The sequence below is a fragment of the Streptomyces sp. NBC_00212 genome (assembly GCF_045206365.1).
Classification (GTDB): domain Bacteria; phylum Actinomycetota; class Actinomycetes; order Streptomycetales; family Streptomycetaceae; genus Streptomyces.
Genome location: NZ_CP108115.1, coordinates 4770654 through 4786952 on the forward strand (window position 1 = coordinate 4770654; position 16299 = coordinate 4786952).

Genomic DNA, 16299 nt, shown 5'->3' on the forward strand with positions numbered 1-16299 from the left:
AGCCATGGTGTGGGTCGCGCGCTTCAAGGAACTCCCGCTCGCGTTACGGGTGTTGTTCCTCGCCTCCTTCGTCAACCGCGCCGGCATGTTCGTCTTCCCGCTGCTCGCCGTCTACCTGGTGCGCGGCAAGGACCTCAGCCCCGGCGAGGCGGGCCTGCTCATCTCCATCGGCAGCACGGGCCTCCTGGTCGGCAGCCTCCTGAGCGGCCCGCTGTGCGACCTGAAGGGCCGGCGCACGGCACTCCTGAGCGCGCTGATCCTCAACGCGGCCGGCTACCTCGGCCTCGCCCTGCTCGACGGCGCGCCCTGGACGTACGCGGCACTGCTCTTCGTCGCCCTCGTCGGCATGGGCATGTTCAGCCCGGCCTCCAACACCCTGGTCGCCGACCTCACCACCCCCGAGCAGCGTCCCTTCGCGTACACGATCAGCTACGTCGGCAACAACCTCGGCATGGGCGTGGGCCCGCTCCTGGGCGGGGTCGCCGCCGCGTACTCGTACCACGTCATGTTCGCGGGCAACATCCTCGCGGGCCTGCTGTGCGCGGCGATGATCACGCTCTGGGTGCCGCGCGACCGACGCGCCAAGGACACCGGTGGCGCCAACTCCCGGAAGGGGATGGGTAGTTCAGGGCCGCTCGGGCACCGTCACGTGCTGCTGCTCGTCCTCGTCTCCTTCTTCTACGTCGTGCCGCTCATCGGCCTCGAATACGCGCTGCCGCTCGCCGTCACGACCGTCCTGCACGACTCGGCCGGTCTGGTCGGCGCCGTCTACACGATCAACAGCGTCGTCGTGGTGAGCCTCGGGCTGCTCATGGAGAAACACCTGCGCGGCTACGGCACCAAGACGCTGCTCATGGTCGCGGGGCTGCTGTGGACGCTCGGGCTCTCTGTGATCGTCTTCGGTTTCTCGCTGCCCGCGCTGCTGCTCTCCACCGTGGTGTGGACGCTCGGCGAGATCATCGTGTCCGTCGTCGTGCCCACCTATGTCGCCGACCACGTCGACGAGCGCCGCGTCGGCAGCTTCATGGCGCTGAACGGCTTCGTCCTGGGCCTGGCCCGGCTCGTCGTGCCGGTCGGCCTGGGCGTCCTGTGGACGGCCGACGGCTACCGGCCCGTCTTCGTGACGCTCCTGCTCGCCCCGCTCATCGGCATGGCCGGGTTCGCGCTCCTGCGGATCAGGCCGTCCGCCGCCGAGTCCACCGCCGTGCCGGAGTCGAAGGCGGCCCCGGCGAACACCTAGCCATCCCTCGCACCAGCTCCGTACCGGTTCCACTTCACTCACAGGAAAGTTTTCATGCCCCAGACGAAGTTCCTGCTGTCCGAAGCCCAGATCCCCACCACCTGGTACAACGTGGTCGCCGACCTGCCGAAGCCGCTGGACCCGATGCTGCACCCGGGCACCCGCGAGCCCATCACCCCGGCCGACTTGGAGCCCCTGTTCCCCGCGGAGCTGATAGCGCAGGAGTTCTCCACCGACCGTGAGGTCGACATCCCGGGCGCCGTCATCGACGTCTACCAGCAGTGGCGGCCGAGCCCGCTGGTGCGCGCGCGGCGCCTGGAGAAGGCCCTCGACACGCCGGCCCGCATCTACTTCAAGAACGAGGGCGTCAGCCCGGCGGGCAGCCACAAGTCCAACACCGCGATCCCGCAGGCGTACTACAACAAGCAGGCGGGCGTCGAGCGCCTCACCACGGAGACCGGCGCCGGCCAGTGGGGCAGCTCCCTCTCGCTCGCCTGCCAGTACTTCGGCCTCGTCTGCGAGGTCTACATGGTGAAGGTCAGCTACCAGCAGAAGCCGTACCGCCGGGGCCTGATGGAGACGTTCGGCGCCAGCGTCACCGCGAGCCCCAGCGAGCTCACCGAGGCGGGGCGCGCCGCCCTCGCGGCCGACCCGAACTCCCCGGGCAGCCTGGGACTCGCCATCTCCGAGGCAGTCGAGGCGGCCGTGAAGAGCGGCGGCACCGCCAAGTACGCGCTCGGCTCGGTGCTCAACCACGTTCTGATGCACCAGACGATCATGGGCAAGGAGGCCCTGCTCCAGATGGAGCTGGCCGAGGACTACCCGGACATCGTGATCGGCGCGGCGGGCGGCGGCTCCAACTTCGGCGGCCTCGCCCTGCCGTTCCTGGGCGAGCAGCTGCGCGGCGGGCGTTCGGTGCGGGCCATCGCGGTGGAGCCGTCGTCCTGCCCGACCCTGACCGAGGGCAAGTTCGAGTACGACTTCGGCGACACGGCCGGGATGACGCCGCTCACCAAGATGCACACGCTGGGCCACGACTTCGTGCCGCCGAGCATCCACGCGGGCGGGCTCCGCTACCACGGCATGTCGCCGATCATCAGCCAGCTCAAGGAGTTCGGCCTCCTGGAGGCGCGGGCCGTCCCGCAGACCGCGTGCTTCGAGGCCGGTGTCACCTTCGCCCGCAACGAGGGCATCGTGCCCGCGCCCGAGTCGACCCACGCCGTGCGCGCGGCCATCGACGAGGCGCTGGCCTGCAAGGAGACCGGCGAGTCGAAGAGCATCCTGTTCTCGCTCTCCGGACACGGCCACTTCGACATGCAGGCGTACATCGACTACTTCGCCGGAAAGCTCAAGGACTGACGTTCACGCGACAGGGCCGGCGGTCAGGGGGACCGGCGGTCAGGGGGAGGGGCGGGCCACGGCGGCCCGCCCCCGGCAGGACCAGCAGGCAATGGGGGAAGCACATGCAAGGAGCAGTACGTGCCGAGAAACCCGTCATCCTCGGCATATCGGGGTCCGAGCGGGCGGGCGGCAACACCGATCTCGCGCTCGACTACGCGGGGGAGCTCGTGCGGGGCCGGGGAGCCACGTTCCGCACGCTGTACCTGCGCGACCACCGCATCTCGCCGTGCAGCCCGTGCGGCGACTGCAACAGCCGGACCCTCCCGTGCGCGCTGCCGGACGACATGCCGGCCATCGTCGAGGAGATGAAGCGCGCCGACGGCATCATCTACGCCGTGCCCGTGCACGGCTTCGGCCTCGCGCACCTCATGCAGATCTTCATCGAGCGGGCGGGCGTCGGTTTTCTGCGCTTCGACCGCCCGCTGGCCAACAAGGTCGGCGGCATCATCGTCACCGGCCGCCGCTACAGCGACGCCTCCGTGCACAACCAGCTCGTCGACAACTTGCTGCTCAACCGGATGATCCTGGTCGGCAGCGGCTTCCCGGCGCTGATCCGCAACACCTCGCCGGAGCCGGGCCTGCACGACACCGAGGGCCTCGACGCCCTGGAGCGGATGGCCCACCGCATGATCGACATGACCCTGCTGCTGCGCAGGCACCGCTCGGCCACGGGCGAGCCGGTGCTGCCGCTGGACGACCGCAACGAGCGCGTCGAGCGCAGCGGTTCCGTTTCCTGAGCCACTTGACCGCCATCTCTGAGGAGAGTCACGCCATGAGCACCACCGTCCCCGCCCTGGTCGGCATCGACTTCGACGCCATCCCGTGGGAGAAGTGGAACAAGCCCGGCGCCGTCGGCCGGGTGAAGATCGCGTACACCGGCGGCCGCAGAGTCCGCCTGCTGGAACTGCCCGCCGGGTTCAACGAGTTGAAGTGGTGCGAGCACGGCCACCAGGGCTATGTGCTCCAGGGCGAGTTCACGATCCACTTCGACGACCGCTCGGTGCCGTGCCGCCCCGGCATGGGTTTCATCATCCCCGGCGACGAGCGGCACCGCTCGCAGGGCTCGGACAGCGAGCAGACCGTCGTGTACGTGATCGACGAGGTCCCCGCGCCGTGACCGGACCGGAACGCATCGACGAGCTGCGCGTCTCCATCGACGCCCTGGACCGGCAGATCATCGCTCTGCTGGCCCAACGCACCGCTGTGGTGCGGGAGTTGACCGAGTTCAAGAACGACGAGGAGACGGTGCGCTCGCCCGGCCGGGTCGCCCAGGTCATCGAGAAGGTGCGCCGCCTCGCGGCCGAGGAGGGCATGCCGCCGGGCATCGCCGAGAGCGTCTACCGCACGCTGATCACCGAGCTGACGGATCTTCAGATGGGTCTGCTCGCGGAACGCCGGGCGGCCGCGGCCGAGACCCAGAAGGTCCGCGAGGGCGCGGCATGACAGGGCGCCGGCTCGCCGACCTCCGCACCGCGCTCGCCGGGCTCGATCCCATGCCCGGCGAGCTGGTGCGGGAGCGGGAGGAGGTCCCGGCCCGGTTCGGGGTCTCCTCCCGGTACGCGAAGTGGGCCGGTACGCCCGCCCCGCCGCCGACCGGCCCCGGTCCCGCCGTCCTCTTCGAGCGGGTCGGGCCCAGCGGCGGGGCCACCTCCCGGGCCGTCCTCATCGGCCTGTACGGAACCCGGCGCCGGGCGGCTGCCCTGCTCGGGACCACCCCGGCCGAACTGCCGCACCGGATCCTGGGCGCGGTGGCCGCGCCGGTCCCGCCGGTACGCAGCCGGGGCGGCCGCGAGCCGGTGCGCACCCTGCTCGCGCCGGACCTGACGGCGCTGCCCGTGCCGGTCCTTACCGACGAGGACGCGGGCCCGTACCTGACGCTCGGCGCGGTCCTGGCGACCGACCCCGACACCGGCGTACGCAACCTCTCCGTCCACCGGATGTGCGTCCAGGGCCCGGACCGGCTGTCCATCTGGATGGTGCCGGGCCGCGACCTGGAGGCCGCCCACCTCGCGGCCCGCCGCCGGGGCGCGAACCTGCCGGTGGCGATCCACGTGGGCCTCGGCCCGGCCGTCCTGCTCTCGTCCTGCTGCCCAACCTCCCTCGTACCACCGGGAGTTGACGAGCTCGCGGTGGCGGGCGCCCTCGGCGGGGCTCCGGTCGAGCTGACGGACTGCCGGACCGTGGCGACGGAGTGCATCGCGCACGCGGAGTACGTCATCGAGGGCGAGCTGGTGGGGGATCCGGAGCCGGAGAACCCGCAAGGCCCTTATGCCACACCGGAGTTCCTCGGCTATCGGGGGCGGGCGCACCCCGGTCTGCCGACCGTCCGGGTCACCGGGATCACGGCCCGCGACGGCGCCATCTTCCAGACCGTGTCGGGGCCCGGGCACGAGCAGTCGGTGCTGCTCGGCTTCGGGATGGAGGCGGCGGTCCTCGCCCGGCTGCGGGAGCTGGACGCGCCGGCGAAGGCCGTGCACTGCCACACGGCGGGCGGCGGCCAGCTCATGGTCGTACTCCAGTGGCGGCCCAAGCGGTCACCGGCGGACGACGAGACGGTGCGCAAGGCGGCCGAGTCGGTCCTGGAGGAGTTCCGGATGGCCAAGCTGGTCGTCTCGGTGGACGAGGACGTCGACATCGAGTCGGACGCGGACCTGTGGTGGGCGATGACCACCCGACTCCAGGCCGACCGCGACGTGGCGGTCCTGCCCGACCGGCTCGGCTTCCCGCTCGACCCGACGCAGTCCCCCGCGTACTCGCCCACGGTCTCGGCCGACGGCCGCACCGCCAAGGCCCACTTCGACTGCACGGTCCCGCACGCGTTGCGGGACCGCTTCCACCGGCCGCGCTTCACGGAGTCGTAACCTCAACTTCTCTGGTTTCAGGGGGAGTTGGCTGCCTGTCCTGTCGCTTCCCGTACCGCGTCCGCCAGCAGCGCGACGCCGCGGGTGATGCGCGGGGCGGGCAGGGCCGCGTACCCCATGAGGAACGTCGGCTCGGCCGGCGGGGCCTGGACGAAGTAGCCCGACGCGGGGTAGATCCGCACCCCGCACCCGGCCGCGACCTCGGCGATCCGCTCCTCAGGGATGCCGCGCGCGCCGGTCAGGGTGACCAGCACGTGCAGGCCCGCCGCCTCGCCCGAGATGCGGACCTCGGCCCCGAAGTGCTCGTACAGCGCCTCAAGGAGGCGGCTTCGGCGCTGGCGGTACAGGCGGGTCATGCGGCTGATGTGGCGGGCGTAGGCGCCGGTGGAGATGAAGTCGGCGAGGCCGTCCTGGGCGACCGTGGGGGTGAGCCGGTCGGTGATCCACTTGATGCCGAGAAAGGGCTGCACGAGGGGCTGCGGCAGGACCGCGTAGCCGATGCGCAGCGCCGGGAAGAGCGTCTTGCTGAAGCTGCCGACGTAGACGACGGTGTCGCGGTGCCGCTCGGCGGCGAGCGCGGGCAGGCGCTCGCCGGTGAACGTGAACTCGTTGTGGTAGTCGTCCTCCAGGACGATCGCCCCGTGCTCGTACGCCCAGCGAAGGAGCCCGCGCCGCCGCCCCTCGGACAGGATGAACCCGGTGGGGAACTGGTGCGAGGGCGTTACGTACACGAGCTTCACGCGCGCCGGGTCGTGCCCGTGGGCGCGTACGCAGGCGTCGATGTCGCCCACCCGCAGGCCCTGTTCGTCCACCGGCACGGGCACCACGCTCGCCTGCGAGCAGCCGAAGACCTGGCGCAGGACGGTGTGGCTCGGATCCTCGATCACCACCACGTCGCCCGGCCCGACCAGCATGCGGACCAGGATGTCGAGGGCCTGGGTGGCGCCGCTGGTCACCATGATGTGGTCCGGCGAGGCGTCCAGGGCCCGGCTCTGCCGCACCAGCGTGGCGATCTCCGTGCGCAGCGTGGGCGAGCCCTCGGCGGGCCCGTAGCCGAGCGAGGCGACATCGGCGCGGCCGTACGCGTCGTGCAGCGACTGGCGCCAGCGGGCGACAGGGAACTCGGCGAGCGCCGGGGTGCCGTGCCGGAAGTCGAGGGCGCTGCTCGGGTGGTGCGTGGGCGGCGGCTCCCACGGCTGCCACAGGGCGCTGCTGCCGTCGGTGGCCCGGGGCGGCTGGGGCGCGAACGCGGCCTTGGGAGTGAGGCGTTGGGGGGAGGCGGCCGCCTGGGGGGCGACCTTGGTGCCCGATCCGCGCCTGGCCGTGATGACGTTGTTGGCGCGCAGCAGTTCATAGGCCCGGGTGACGACGGTCCGCGACACGTCGAGCTGCTGGGCGAGCTCACGGGATGCGGGCACGCTGTCCCCCGGGCGCAGCTGCCCGGCCCGGACCAGCGCCGTGATCTGGTCGCAGACCTGCTGCTGCAACGGCGTACTCCCGTCCCGGTCGAGGACGATGAGCAACTCCGACGACCCCACGCCTTCCCCCCTCCGGCAGGTACCGCTGCCGAGTCTGCCACGGCGTGGGGCCGGGGCCGGATCACGTCTCGGCGACGGCCTCCAAGGGGCTCAGCGCGGCGGCACGCCGGGCCGGGACGGCCGCCGCGACCGCGCCGACCGTGAGCGAGATGAGGCAGACGAGGAGCAGCGTTCCCCAGGGCAGCGAGAGGGAGTACTGCCTCATCGCACCGCCCGCGAGCGAGCCGACCGCCCAGGCGCCGAACAGGCCGCCCACCAGGCCGAGCAGCGTGCCGAACGCGGCGACGGTCACCGCTTCGAGCCGGATCATCCGCCGGATCCCGGCCCGGTCCATGCCGATGGCGCGCAGCACGCCGATCTCGCGGGTGCGCTCGGAGACCGACATCGCGAGGGTGTTGACGATGCCGAGCAGCGAGATCACGACTCCGATGGCGAGCAACCCGTACATCAAGGTGAGCAGCTCGCCGATGGACCCGGCGGCCTCGCGCACGAGCTCCGCACGGTCCTTGACCTGTACCAGCGGGCTGTTGCCGGTGGCGGTACGCAGCCGGTCCCCGGTGGCCTTCGAGACCGTGCCGCCGTCGGTGCGGACGAGGATCCGCTGGACGGTGCCGGGCTTGAAGCTGTGCTGCTGCACCTCGCTGCGGGCGCCGAGCGCGTCGTCGGCGATGGGGTTGTCCTGGTAGACGCCGACGACGGTGTACTCCTCGAAGTCGTCGCCCGGGCCGATGTGGGCGTTGACCGTTCCGCCGGCGCTCACGCCCTGCTCCCGGGCGGCGCTGCTGGAGAGGGCGATCCGGCCCGGCCCGAGCTCCTTCAACGAGCCGCTGGTGAAGTCGAGTTGCATGACCTTGTCGACGGTGGCGGGGTCGACGCCGGAGATGCTGCGGACCTTGCCGCCGGTGAACAGGGTGGAGTCGGCGACGACGGAGGCGGTCTTCACATCGGGGAGGTCCGCGACCCGCCGCACGGCAGCAGGGTCGATGGCGGTCGTGGTGGTGCGGCTGCCGACCACGTAATCGGCACTGAGGCCGGACGCGGCCTGCCGGTCGAGGGCCCCCGAGGTGGAGTGGCCGATGACGGCGAGCCCGGCGACCAGCGCCGTACTGATCATGAGGACGGACGCGGTGGCCGCCGTACGCCGGGGATCGCGCAGGGCGTTCTCGCGGGCGAGGCGCCCGGCGACCCCGAAGCGGCCGGTCAGCCGCCCGCCGAGCCGGATCACGGGGACGGCGAGCAGTGGCGCGAGGGTGATCATCGCGGCGACGAGAAGAGCGCAGCCGAACATGGCGTTCTGCAGGTTGGCGTCGGAGGCGTCCTTGGCGCCGGTGAGCGAGACGAGCAGCCCGGCCCCGCTGACGAGCAGGACGAGGCCCACCGCCGCGCGCACCCGGGACGCGGTGGCGGTGGGCGGCTGCTCGGCCGAGCGCAGCGCCTCGACGGGCGCGATCTTCGCCGCCCTGCGGGACGGCAGCCAGGCGGCGAGCACGGTGATGCCCACGCCGACGCCGAGCGCCGCCACGACGGGGCGCGCGCCGATCACCAACGGGCCGCGGGGGAGCGGGTCTTGAGCGGTGCCGAGGAGGTCCGGCAGTACGGAAGCGATGCCGAGCCCGGCCACGAACCCGGCCGCCGACGCGGCGAGCCCGACCAGAACGGCCTCCCACAGCACGGAGCGGACCACCTGCCGGCGCGTGGCGCCGATCGCCCGCAGTAGCGCGATCTCGCGGGTGCGCCGCGACACGAGCATCGTGAAGGTGTTGACGATGAGGAACGACCCGATGAACAGGGCGACCCCGGCGAAGATCTTCGGCATCTTCTGGTAGCCCCGGGTCATCATGTCGACGTTGGTCGCCTGCTGTGCGGCCTGCGCGGCCCCGCTGGTGGCGAGGGCGCGGTCGGCCGGGAGCAGGGCGGTGACCTGGTTGGAGAGCGCGACCTGGTCGGTCCCGGCCCCGGCGGACAGGTCGATCGAGCTGTAGTGGCCCGGGGTCGTGAACAACCGCTGCGCGGTGGCCCTGTCGAACAGGGCGAGGGTGCCGCCCGCGGTCACCCGGGTGTCCTGGGTGGTGACGATGCCGACGAGCCGCTTGGTCATGACGGGCCCGTCGGTGGCGAGCGTGACCATGTCGCCGACGCGAAGGTGCCCGGCGTCGGCGGTGCCGCGGTCGACGGCGAGCTCGCCACTGTTGGCGGGCGCGCGCCCCTCGGCCAGCGGATAGCGGCTGTCCTCGCCGTCCGCGTTCGGTACGTAGGCGGCGGCGAGGTTGGCCCACGCCTTGCCGGCCCGCAGCGGGCTGCCGTCGGCGGCATTGAGGGTGGCCGAGCCGTCGACGGAGGGCCGCACGGCCGCGACCCCGGGCACGTCGGCCAGCTTCCGTACGAGGGCGTCGTCGAGCACACCGGCCGCCTGGTCCGCGACGGCGCCGGGCGGGGGATCCTTCGGGGTCACGGTGACCGCGATGCCGGCGAAGTTCTTCGACGCGGCGGCACGGTAGGCGGCGGCGGAGGACTCGGCGAAGACGAGGGTGCCGCAGACGAAGGCGACACCCAGGCAGACCGCGAGGACGGTCATGACCAGACGGGCCTTGTGCGCCAGGACGTTGCGCAGGGCTGTTCTCAGCATGGGCGGGCTTTCGGAGAGCTCAACGAGTAGGAAGGAAAACAAATCTGATGGTGAGTCAGCTGGTGCGGATCCGGACGTCGAACTCCTTCATCCGGTCCAGGACGCGGTCGGCGGTGGGCCGGACCATCTCGTCGACGAGGCACCCGTCGGAGAGGAAGACGACGCGGTCGGCGAAGCCGGCGGCCACGGGGTCGTGGGTGACCATGACGACGGTCTGGCCGAGTTCGCGTACGGAGTCGCGCAGGAAGCCGAGGACTTCGGCACCGGCGCGGGAGTCGAGGTTGCCGGTGGGCTCGTCACCGAAGACGATCGCGGGCCGGGAGGCGAGCGCACGCGCCACCGCGACGCGCTGCTGCTGGCCGCCGGAGAGCTGGGCCGGGCGGTGCGAGAGCCGGTCGGAGAGCCCCACCATGGCGATGACCCGGCGGACCCACTCCTGGTCGGGCCTGCGCCCCGCGATGTCCATGGGGAGCGTGATGTTCTCCAGGGCGGTCAGCGTGGGGAGCAGGTTGAACGCCTGGAAGATGAACCCGATCCGGTCCCGCCGCAGCTCGGTCAGCTGCCGGTCGTTGAGCGTGCTCAGCTCGGTGGTGCCGACGCGGACGGACCCGGAACTGGCCGAGTCGAGCCCGGCGGCACAGTGCATCAGGGTGGACTTGCCGCACCCGGACGGCCCCATGATCGCCGTGAACTCGCCCTCCCGGAACCCGATACTGACCCGGTCCAGGGCGACGACCCGGGTGTCACCGCTGCCGTAGACCTTCGACAGCTCGGTGGTGGCGGCCGCGATGCCGGGGGCGGGGTAGGGCGCGTGCGGGGCAAGGGAATGGGTGGTCAAGGGGGGACTCCTCTTCGGGCGCGGAAGGGTGCACTTGGAAGGGTGTCCGGAGTACGTATCGGGTCCTGGGCAGCCGTGTATCGGCGTACGCGCCACTGCGTAGCAGTTGTGTAGGCGGTGAGGCGGACAGGCCGTAAAGCGGTGATGCGGTGACGCGGTCAGGTGGTCACGCGGGGAGGCGCAGGGTGGCTCGGGCGCCGCCGTCCGGGGCGTTGTCGAGGCGGAGTTCGGCGCCGAGCACCCGGGCCTGGCCGAGCGCGATGGTCAGCCCGAGCCCGTGCCCGGACCCGCGCTCCTTGGCCCCGGTGTGGAAGCGACGCGGTCCGTCGCGCAAAAGGGCGGGAGGAAACCCGGGCCCGTGGTCGCGGACGACGACGGTGCCGTCCGCGACACCGACCTCGACGGGGCCGGCCCCGTGCCGATGGGCGTTGACGACCAGGTTGCTGACGATCCGTTCGAGCCGACGCGGATCGGTCTCGACGGTGTGCGGGCCCTCGGCGACGCTGATCTCGGCATCGAGCCCGGTACGGGTGACGGCCTCGCGGACGACGCCGTCGAGCGGGACGTGGGCGTGGACGGGCTGCTCGGCCCCGGCGTCGAGCCGGGAGATCTCAAGGAGATCCTCGACCAGGCCGCGCAGATCACGAACCCGCCCCCGAACCAGATCCACGTCCTCTCCGTCCGGCAGTAGATCGACGGCGGCGAGCAACCCGCCCACGGGGGTGCGCAGTTCATGGGCGACATCGGCGGTGAACTGCCGCTCGGTGCGGAGCCGGCGGCCGAGGCTGTCGGCCATGAGGTCGACGGTGGCGGCGATCTCGGCCACCTCGTCGCGGCCCTCGGTGGGCCCGGTCCGGGCGTCGAGGTCCCCGGCGGAGATCCGCCGCGCGGTTTCGGAGACCCGCCGCAGCCGACGCCCGATGAGCCCGGCCCCGTACACGGCGAGGGGAACGGAGGCGGCGACGGAGACGAGCGCGGCGACGGCCATGGTGGCGTCGAGCCGGCGCAGCCCGTAGAGGTCGGAGTTCATGTTGACCTCGACGGCCAGTACGGGAGTGCCCGGCCCGCCGACCCGCTGGGCACCCCAGAAGGTGGGCCCGGAGTTCCCGTCGACGTGCCCGTCGTAGGCGGTGTGCCGGGCGGCGTCGGAGGGGTGACGGAGCGAGGCGGGCAGGTCGGGGGGATCGAGCTGGGCGCCGTCGGAGAGGGTGCCGGTGCGGCGGTAGGTGTCCATGGCGGAGTAGACGGAGTTGAAGGCGCGCATCTCGGCCCGGTCGCGGATGTCGTGCGCGGTCCAGAAGTGAACGAGCAGCCCGACGGCGACGGCGACGAGGCAGGCGGTGGCCGCGGCGAGGGCGGCGATCTTCCAGCGGAGGGAGGTGGGGGTGCTCCGGCGCCGGGAAGCGGGGGGCGGGTGTCCGGGCTCGGGCTTGTGGGGCTGGGAAGCGGGGGCGGGACGCGACCGCCGGAAGGGAGAGGAACGCACCGCGCCTACCGCCTGAACTTGTAGCCGAACCCGCGGACCGTCTCGATCCGGTCCCGCCCGAGCTTCTTGCGCAGCCGCTGCACGCAAAGATCCACGACCCGGCTGTCCCCGTCCCACCCGTACTCCCAGACGTCGCGCAGGAGGGTGTGCCGCTCAAGAACGACGCCGGGGTGGGCGGCGAATGCGAGCAACAGCTTCAGCTCGGTGGGAGTGAGCGCGACAGGCGTGCCGGAGACGAAGACCTCAAGGCCGCCGGTGTCGATGGAGAGCTCCCCGAAGGTGAGCAACTCACCCTGATCTGAGGAGAGTTCAGGAGTCGCGGAGGAGGCGGGCGGCGGGTAGGTGGCCCGCCGAAGAAGCGACCGGATCCGAGCGACCAGCACATACGTATCGACGGGCTTGACGACGTAGTCATCGGCCCCGGCCTCAAGCCCGGCGACGACATCGAGCCCGTCCCCCCGGGCGGACATCATGAGCACCGGCACGAGACTGCTCTCCCGCACCCGGCGGCAGAGCCCGATCCCGTCGAGCCCGGGCAGCATGACATCGAGGACCAGCAGATCGAACTCGCGGTCCCGGAAGGCCTCCAACCCGGCCAGCCCATCAGCGGCGACCGCGACCTCGTACCCGTACCGCTCAAGGGCGACGGCGAAGGACCGCCGCATGAGGTCGTCGTCCTCGACCAGCAACACGCGAACGGGGCGCGGGGCGGCCGGAGCGGGACCGGGGGCGGGTGAGGACACGGGGGCTCCTGTTCGCGGGGCCGGCCGAGCCCCCGACACTGCAGTTTTCGGCCATAACGGTACGTAGCGGGCGACTCGGATGGATCGAAAGGAACGATACGACAGGGGGCCGGGCGGGGAAGCGCCCCAGGGGCCCGGCGGGGTGAGCCGATGGGGAACCAAGCGGTGGGTGATACGCGGCGGATACAAAGCCGGCCTCTTGAAGCCCCGCGTCGAACCCAGGGTCAGCCGGCGGCGGGGCGGGGGCTGCCGTGGAAGACCTGGCTGGTGTGCCAGGAGCGGTGGGCCGCCGCGATGGGCCGGGTGCCGGGTTGAGGGCCGATGAGCGGACGGCCCGCGAGTGCTGTGACGTGCTCGTGGGCAGCCCGACTGCGGCCGATGAACTGCTGCGAGACCAGGATGCGGTGGCCGTCGCCCATGCCCAGGACGCCCTTGTCGAAGAGCTTGTGGTGCAGCGAGCACAGGCACAGCCCGTTGTCGACGTCGTCCGGGCCGCCGAACGCCCACCAGCGCACGTGCGCCGCCTCAAGACCGACGGGAGCCGTGCCGATCATGCCGTCGTAGCCGCAGAAGGCGCACTGGTACTCGTACGCGGTCAGCACCCTCTCCCGCATCCGCCGATCCCGCTGCCGCCTCCCGGGCGCGGCCAGGGCATCGGTCTCCGCCACTTCCAGCTCCAGGCCCACCGCGTCGCACAGGTCCTGGTGCAGCGAGGCCGGGAAGTGCAGATCAAGGAGCATCCGCGCCATGCGGCCCAGCAGCGACGGTTCCCGCCGGAGCGCCACCTGAAGGTCCGGGGCCAGCCGCCCGGTGGCCCGGCCGGCCCGCAGTTCCCGCACGCTGGTGCCCGGGCTGCCGACGCCGTGCTCGGTCCGCACTTCCCACACCCCGTCGCTGACCAGGTGGTGGAAGGGATAGGCGGGCGTGGTCCCGCGCGGGGGACCGTACTCCACAAGGAGTTGCCTCAGATCCGCCTCGACCGCGCTGTACGGCAACTCGTCCGCCGCATCCGCCTGAAAACGGCCCAGCGCGTACAGCAGCAGCAACGGCTTGTGCGGCGCCCGCACCCCGCCCCGGCTCCACTGCCTCAGCTTCGCGACCCGCTCCAGCCAGTCCATGACGGTGATCGTAGTGAGGCCGCGCGGCACGTCATGCCGTACGGCCCGCAACGCCTCCCGTCCCCGCGGCGGACGCACCGGCTCCGCCCGCGAGCCGGCCGGCCCGCCATTCGAGTGCCTGGGGTTCCTCGGTGAACTCGATCAGATGCTGCCCGGCAAACCGCTGCAGCGCGTCGCGCACCTCTGCGGGGGTGACGTAGAAGAACTCCTTGCGGCTGTTGACCTGGTTGACCCGCTGCGAGGCGAACTGCCGGTGCAGTTCCGCCTCCAGGCCGACCGCGTCCTTGCTGAAGATCAGCGCGTGCACGTCGAAGCGGAAGGGCACGGCCGCACCACTCAACTCGTAGACCCGCTCCAATGGTTCGAGCCGGCGCGTCATGCCGATCTTCACCATGCGGTCGCCGAAGGCGCCGATGTTCGAGATGACGTAGACATAGCCGGCGCGGATGTTCGCCGCACGAGACTCGACGTCCCGCAGAGCGTTGTCGATCTCGGACAGCTTGGCCCGCAGCTCCGCCACACCCGCCTCGTCCCCGCGCTCGCGCAGACGTTCAAGGGCTGCCTGATAGTGGCCGAGTTCCTTGTTCAGCTTCTCGCGCTGCCGGTCGAGTTCGCGCTGGACCGCTGCCTCCTCACGCTCCCGGGCACGCACCTCGCGCTGAGCTTCCTTCTCCTCTTCCTTCTTCTGCAGGAAGTCGGCGGTGAGTTCCAACTCCCGCACCCGCGCGCTGTGGTACTCGTCGGTGATCCGGATGTGCATGGTGGCGCCCAGCTTGGCGATCGTCTCGCGGCTCTTGAAGAGCCGGTCCACGAGGGAGCTCAGCCGGTGCGGCCGCATTGACCGCACGGCGTAGTCGGCTTCGGCGTTGTAGGCGCGCAGCATGAGCTTGGAGAAGTCGCGGACCATCTTCTGGCCCTCGCGTTTGGAGCCGTTGACCGTCCAGTCCGTGGCCGCCCGTACGGCGTGGCCTGCACGGGCGAGCGTCTTGATCTCGTTCTGCAGCGTGTCGAGCCGGCTGCGATAGGCGATCGCGTCGTGCAGCGCATGCCGGTAGGCATAGATCCCGGCCTCCTGCAGCATGGCGGTCTCGTCGGCGTTGACGATCCGGGCCTGCAACTCGGCGAGCCGCCGCTCGGTTTCGGCGACGTCTTTGCGGTGGCGGTCGGCCTCCTTGCGTACCCGCTCGGTCTCCTTCGCCGTTCGGCGCGCGTCGTCGAGGATCTCCTTCGCCGTCTCGCGCGCGTCCTTGAGGACCCCCTCGGCCGCCTCGGCGGCTTCGGCGGCCACCTCCTCACGCAGCGCGGCGGCCTCCGCCTCGACCTGCCGTACGAGGCACGCGACCCGCGCGGCATCCAGCCCCTGCGTCCTTGCGATCCATGCCCGCAGCTCTTCGGCCTCGGACACGTCCTCCGCACGCCGGCGCCCGAACAGCCCGCCCTTGCGCGGCGCCGGCACCGCCGTCCCGCTCCCGGGAGCTGCCGCCACCGCGAAGCCTGAGGGAGGACCAAAGGCGAGGCCGTCGGTGGCGGAGCCGGCCTCGGGAACCCACAACTGCCATCCCGCCGGCAGCGGAGGCCACGAGGGGTCGGGACGCCAGTCCGGTGGCGGCATCCATCCCTCGGGTGGCACAGGCCAACCCGGCGGCGGATTGAAACGGTAAGTGCTCATTCCCCACCCCCTCACCCCTGAGGCTCCCCAACACACAGGGCACCGGGCAATCCCGGCAAACGCAGAGTGACATCTTCTTGGTGATCAGCCGCCCGAGCACCCGCATATTCCACGTCGTAACCTTCCTGTGACCATGCGTGAGGACGCCTTCGGCGGAGGGACGCAGATTCCAGGCGGAACACGACGAAGTCGCTGGTGTGCACCCCGGCGATCGCGGCCCGGTGATCTCCGGCTGCCACCTGGTCTGACCGAGCAGTGGGCGGCAGCGCTCGACGCCCGTATGGCGATCTGCCCAGCATCGCCGGTGTACGGGCTCAACGGGCTTCTGCAAGCGCACAGTTCTCCACGGCGTCGCACTGGACGCGGTTGGCCTCTGCTGCCGGACGGGGTGAGTCCGGCAGCAGAGGCACGCGCCACGACCCAGCCCTACTTCCGGGTGCTGACGCCTCGTCCCAGCGATCCGGCTGCGATGAGGGCGCTGCCTGTGCCCTCGTGGCCGGTCAGGGAGAGGACCACGCCGGCGGTGCAGCAGGCTGCGGACAGCCCGACCGTGGCCCAGGCGAGGGCGTTCTGTGAGCGTGGGTGCTCCGCCGGGGTCTCCTCCGGCGTGTGCGGCTCGGTCGGCGGTGTTCCGTGCGGCTGCGGGTCATTCGGTTGGTCGTTTGTGGTGGGCATGGCAAACCTTCGCTTCTCGGGCGTGCGACAGCACGCGGTGAATGGGTGAAGGGACCTTGGACCGGCGGGGAGTTAGCCACGCAAGTCCGTTGGCCGTGTCCGGT

Annotated in this window: 14 protein-coding genes; 6 read left to right on the forward strand and 8 right to left on the reverse strand. The window is 71.6% G+C overall.

The features are described from left to right. Nucleotides 1–4 precede the first annotated feature (4 nt). The 6 genes from OHA17_RS21960 to OHA17_RS21985 all read left to right on the forward strand — a co-directional run bounded on the left by OHA17_RS21960 (nt 5) and on the right by OHA17_RS21985 (nt 5502). Nucleotides 5–1240 (forward strand): MFS transporter, encoded by a 1236-nt coding sequence (locus OHA17_RS21960; RefSeq protein WP_406508015.1) that lies wholly within the window; start codon nt 5–7, stop codon nt 1238–1240. Nucleotides 1241–1294: 54 nt separating this feature from the next. After that, nucleotides 1295–2599 carry a TrpB-like pyridoxal phosphate-dependent enzyme gene (locus tag OHA17_RS21965; protein WP_406508016.1) on the forward strand — a complete coding sequence of 435 codons (1305 nt, stop codon included), beginning with the start codon at nt 1295–1297 and terminating at the stop codon, nt 2597–2599. 104 nt (nt 2600–2703) lie between these two features. Continuing rightward, a complete protein-coding gene (locus OHA17_RS21970; protein ID WP_406508017.1) occupies nt 2704–3378 on the forward strand; it encodes a flavodoxin family protein in 675 nt (224 codons plus the stop codon). Nucleotides 3379–3413: 35 nt separating this feature from the next. After that, nucleotides 3414–3758, forward strand: coding sequence for a cupin domain-containing protein (locus OHA17_RS21975; RefSeq protein WP_406508018.1), 345 nt, complete (start codon nt 3414–3416; stop codon nt 3756–3758). Beyond that, nucleotides 3755–4084 (forward strand): chorismate mutase, encoded by a 330-nt coding sequence (locus tag OHA17_RS21980; protein ID WP_406508019.1) that lies wholly within the window; start codon nt 3755–3757, stop codon nt 4082–4084. Before OHA17_RS21975 ends, OHA17_RS21980 begins: the two co-directional genes overlap by 4 nt. Beyond that, nucleotides 4081–5502 (forward strand): UbiD family decarboxylase, encoded by a 1422-nt coding sequence (locus tag OHA17_RS21985; protein WP_406508020.1) that lies wholly within the window; start codon nt 4081–4083, stop codon nt 5500–5502. Before OHA17_RS21980 ends, OHA17_RS21985 begins: the two co-directional genes overlap by 4 nt. 17 nt (nt 5503–5519) lie before the next feature. Here the strand turns inward: OHA17_RS21985 and OHA17_RS21990 are convergent, their stop codons facing one another. The 8 genes from OHA17_RS21990 to OHA17_RS22025 all read right to left on the reverse strand — a co-directional run bounded on the left by OHA17_RS21990 (nt 5520) and on the right by OHA17_RS22025 (nt 16195). After that, nucleotides 5520–7040, reverse strand: a complete 1521-nt coding sequence (locus OHA17_RS21990) for a PLP-dependent aminotransferase family protein (protein ID WP_406508021.1) — start codon at nt 7038–7040, stop codon at nt 5520–5522. Nucleotides 7041–7101: 61 nt separating this feature from the next. Further along, nucleotides 7102–9666: an ABC transporter permease gene (locus OHA17_RS21995; protein WP_406508022.1), complete on the reverse strand. Its 2565-nt coding sequence runs from the start codon at nt 9664–9666 to the stop codon at nt 7102–7104. A gap of 55 nt (nt 9667–9721) precedes the next feature. After that, entirely contained in the window at nt 9722–10504 is a 783-nt protein-coding gene (locus tag OHA17_RS22000; protein WP_406508023.1) for an ABC transporter ATP-binding protein, read from the reverse strand. 166 nt (nt 10505–10670) lie between these two features. Continuing rightward, a complete protein-coding gene (locus OHA17_RS22005) occupies nt 10671–11990 on the reverse strand; it encodes a sensor histidine kinase (protein WP_406508024.1) in 1320 nt (439 codons plus the stop codon). A gap of 5 nt (nt 11991–11995) precedes the next feature. Then, nucleotides 11996–12733, reverse strand: a complete 738-nt coding sequence (gene cseB / locus OHA17_RS22010) for a two-component system response regulator CseB (protein ID WP_406508025.1) — start codon at nt 12731–12733, stop codon at nt 11996–11998. Nucleotides 12734–12957: 224 nt separating this feature from the next. Then, entirely contained in the window at nt 12958–13851 is an 894-nt protein-coding gene (locus OHA17_RS22015) for a phosphorothioated DNA-binding restriction endonuclease (protein ID WP_406508026.1), read from the reverse strand. A gap of 31 nt (nt 13852–13882) precedes the next feature. Continuing rightward, nucleotides 13883–15307, reverse strand: a complete 1425-nt coding sequence (locus OHA17_RS22020) for a DUF4041 domain-containing protein (protein ID WP_406508027.1) — start codon at nt 15305–15307, stop codon at nt 13883–13885. A gap of 639 nt (nt 15308–15946) precedes the next feature. Then, nucleotides 15947–16195 carry a hypothetical protein gene (locus tag OHA17_RS22025; protein ID WP_406508028.1) on the reverse strand — a complete coding sequence of 83 codons (249 nt, stop codon included), beginning with the start codon at nt 16193–16195 and terminating at the stop codon, nt 15947–15949. Nucleotides 16196–16299: the final 104 nt, after the last annotated feature.

Bases quoted from the DNA above. Each gene is read 5' to 3' on its own strand.
- OHA17_RS21985 (WP_406508020.1), top strand. From the start codon at position 4,081: ATGACAGGGCGCCGGCTCGCCGACCTCCGCACCGCGCTCGCCGGGCTC.
- OHA17_RS22015 (WP_406508026.1), bottom strand. From the start codon at position 13,851: ATGGACTGGCTGGAGCGGGTCGCGAAGCTGAGGCAGTGGAGCCGGGGC.
- OHA17_RS22025 (WP_406508028.1), bottom strand. From the start codon at position 16,195: ATGCCCACCACAAACGACCAACCGAATGACCCGCAGCCGCACGGAACA.
- OHA17_RS21995 (WP_406508022.1), bottom strand. From the start codon at position 9,666: ATGCTGAGAACAGCCCTGCGCAACGTCCTGGCGCACAAGGCCCGTCTG.
- OHA17_RS21960 (WP_406508015.1), top strand. From the start codon at position 5: ATGGTGTGGGTCGCGCGCTTCAAGGAACTCCCGCTCGCGTTACGGGTG.
- OHA17_RS21975 (WP_406508018.1), top strand. From the start codon at position 3,414: ATGAGCACCACCGTCCCCGCCCTGGTCGGCATCGACTTCGACGCCATC.
- OHA17_RS21970 (WP_406508017.1), top strand. From the start codon at position 2,704: ATGCAAGGAGCAGTACGTGCCGAGAAACCCGTCATCCTCGGCATATCG.
- OHA17_RS21965 (WP_406508016.1), top strand. From the start codon at position 1,295: ATGCCCCAGACGAAGTTCCTGCTGTCCGAAGCCCAGATCCCCACCACC.